Consider the following 3072-nt stretch of genomic DNA (forward strand, 5'->3'; position numbering starts at 1 on the left):
CGTTTCAGCCCCCAAAACGATGGAATTTTGATTGGCAAAGCTGCCCTGCCATTTGGAAAATGGACTGCAGTAATACCCTTTGTATGGAATATATGCGCGTTGAAACGTCATAGTGATAATCCTCTATTCTGTTGAATTTAGATAATTGTTCTAGAGCCGGCCTGAAAAACAGGGTGATTCATAAAGCCACCTTGAACAATTGCTATTTGTTTTAAACAGAAATCGACCGATATTGGCTTTTTTCCGTTGAGTCACTTAGCTATAAATTTACTGCTTAAAATTTGGCTTTCGTTTTTGCAGAAAGGCCATAACTCCTTCCTTAGAATCTTCCAGACAATGGGTATCGCCTGATCGTTCATAATTGATCTCAAGCGCGTTGTATAAACCTTCCGTTTTGGCGCCTCGATTAATAACGTCAGCAATAATGGTTAGAACGTCTTTACTCAGTGGATCCCCGTTGATGGCTGTAGGCTTATCAGCGACGACAAATTCAGGAATATCCACAGGAGCATCACTGATTCTCGGGATATTTCCCTGTAGACGGTCTACTTCCTGCATTGCGACATCAATCAGCTCTGTAAAACTATCCACCAGATGGTTAACGATACGGAGTTCACGGGCTTCATCAGCCTTCATGATCTTTCCCTTGCCAATCATTTCATGGAATTTGTCTGCAGCGTGTGGCCATTTTCTATATGGAATAACCAGACCGCCCATTCCAGGAAGAATCCCCAGGGTAACTTCAGGTAATCTGAAAAACGCTTTTTTATCTGCCACGACACTATGGCAGCGAAGCATCGTCTCGACGCCACCGCCCATGGCCAATCCATTTACTGCTGCCACCACCGGTTTTGTCATCTGATCCATGTAGTGCAGCATCTCTGAATTACCTTTAGCCAAACCAATTCCCGCTTCCTTATTATCAAAAGCGTTTACAAAACCGCTAATGTCCGCTCCGGCGCAGAAAGCTTTTTGACCATAACCGGTAAGTATGAAGCCCTTCACCGTGGAATCGGCCTCTCCTTTTTTCAGTTCAGCCAGTATTTCTGCAGCTGTTCCCCAACCTAAAGCGTTTGCTGCCTGAGGCCTTCTGATTGTAATAATTCGAACACCGTCTTTCTCATCGACAAGAATATCTCTTGCGAAATCAAGATACTCCTCAATTGGCTTTGTAGGCCCTGGATATCCAGGTCTTTCCGCGACAAAGGCGTTGGCGATTCGCTTGACTTCTTCTGCCCCAATATCCGCCATCGTGTCGAATACTCCCTTTTTGAAACCCAGGGCAATTAAGCTACCGAAATTGAGATCTGAGCGGGTACCGATATTTCGATCTGCGATATCAAAGCATTGAGAAAACACCAAACCTATCAGGCGATCACGTATCCACATGCGATGGGCATCCGGCATTTCCACCTTCTCACCGCGTTTTTTCAGGTTCCAGGTTTTTACAGATTTGAATATTTTCGGTGGTTCGTAGCATGGATTCTCTTCCATTCTACGCGATTGTGATTCATATGTGAGTGGGTTGCCACCCGCCATGTTCAGGACGAAAAACGGTCCGGCACCGACGAACTCTTCGGCGACGTCGTCGACTTCAAAGGTCGTTGCCTTGTCAAGCAATGTTGCAGCTTCATTGGTCCAGTTTTCAAAAATTCTGTTGAGAAGGAAAGAGAAGACATTCTTCGTCACAACCGGTGCCTTACCGGTATTAGCGAAGAACCAGATTAAGAAGTTTAATACCTCCGAATCCAGCGCATCCCAGCGAACCACCTCAACCGCCATACTTCTCCAGGCAGGAGCGAAGAAGTGCGTAACGGTACAACGTTCTGGATGTTTCATCCCATTGAATATTCGATCCGCCGGAATCGAGCTGGTGTTAGAGGTTAACACAGTGTCTACGCTGACAATTCCTTCCAGCTGGGCAAAGATTTTCTTCTTGATATTAAGATCTTCAGTGGCAGCCTCAATAATCAGTTTACAATTTTTAATCTGACTATAATCGGTGGTGTAGACAATATTCCCCAGGATCTTATCGACTTTTTCCTGGGTAAGAATTTTTCTACTCAGCGCTTTTTCTGCGTATCCTTTGAATCGAGCCTCAGCATTTTTTAACGGCTCTTCAAACACGTCAACGAGGTAAAGTTTCTTATCTGGCGCACCGGTTCGCATATAATAAGCGATATCGGGGCCAATATTTCCTGCGCCGATGACCGCCATCTCATCGGGCATCGGTCTATTCGACTCAATCAGGAACGGGTTGACAAATGTGGCATAGAGTTCTTTGGTCTCTGACATGGTTCATCTCCTTTTGATTCTGGTGGTCGTCTGCTTATTCCAGATCAAGCAGCGATAATCAACGAGCATAGGTACAATATAGCTTCAATGTAGCTTAGTTAAATAAAAGCTACATTGAAGCTATATTGTAGTCAAGAGAAATTTGCGATTTATGTCGTTAATGCTTCATTGTGTCTAAAAAAGGTTCGACACAGCGATTTGATTCATCCTGTTTTGCATGCATGGTAAAAAAGGTAGGTGTCGGCATGACAAAAGAATGAAGACGATATAGCGGTGAGGAATGCGGATGCCAACAAAATCGGGAAATTATCGTTTGCTCCCTCAGTTGGTTTTGATTTGCGTGCAGGTGATTATTGCAAAATAACAGAGTGAAATTCTGTCCCGGGGTTTTGGTAGAGGTACCCCGGGAATGGATTCAGATTAAAAATAATGGTTAATCAATGACACCTTTACCTTTGAAATTCTCAATTTCGTTTTCGCTATAGCCAGCAATCTTTTTGAGTATAGCCTCTGTGTCCTGCCCGAGTGTGGGTGCTCCGCGCCATACCTTCGGACTGGTTCTACTCATCTTCGGGCCGAAACCGAAGCCCTTGACTGTTTTGCCGAGAGTTTCATCGGTATATTCGATAAAATTCCCTCTTTTCTGGTAGTTGTCAGCGGCGATCTGAAAGTGTATTTTCTTCAGCGGTTTGAAAATGTATAATCTCTCTTTTTCCTTTTCTTGATTTTCTTCCTAAAAATTAAAATAAACCAATCTTCTTCCCCTCCTTTTTCTTC

The 3072-nt window shown here is 44.0% G+C and carries 2 protein-coding genes; both read right to left on the bottom strand.

The features are described 5' to 3' along the window. Positions 1 to 267 precede the first annotated feature (267 nt). A complete protein-coding gene (locus FCL47_RS23985; RefSeq protein WP_136816262.1) occupies positions 268 to 2295 on the bottom strand; it encodes a 3-hydroxyacyl-CoA dehydrogenase/enoyl-CoA hydratase family protein in 2028 nt (675 codons plus the stop codon). A gap of 433 nt (positions 2296 to 2728) precedes the next feature. After that, the gene (locus tag FCL47_RS25775) at positions 2729 to 2992 is read right to left on the bottom strand and encodes a CoA transferase (protein ID WP_136816263.1); all 264 of its coding nucleotides are present in this window, start codon (positions 2990 to 2992) and stop codon (positions 2729 to 2731) included. Positions 2993 to 3072: the final 80 nt, after the last annotated feature.

The sequence above is a fragment of the Desulfopila sp. IMCC35006 genome (genome assembly GCF_005116645.1).
Classification (GTDB): domain Bacteria; phylum Desulfobacterota; class Desulfobulbia; order Desulfobulbales; family Desulfocapsaceae; genus Desulforhopalus_A.

Coding starts and splice junctions, on each gene's coding strand:
- FCL47_RS23985 (WP_136816262.1), bottom strand. CDS start 2,295: ATGTCAGAGACCAAAGAACTCTATGCCACATTTGTCAACCCGTTCCTG.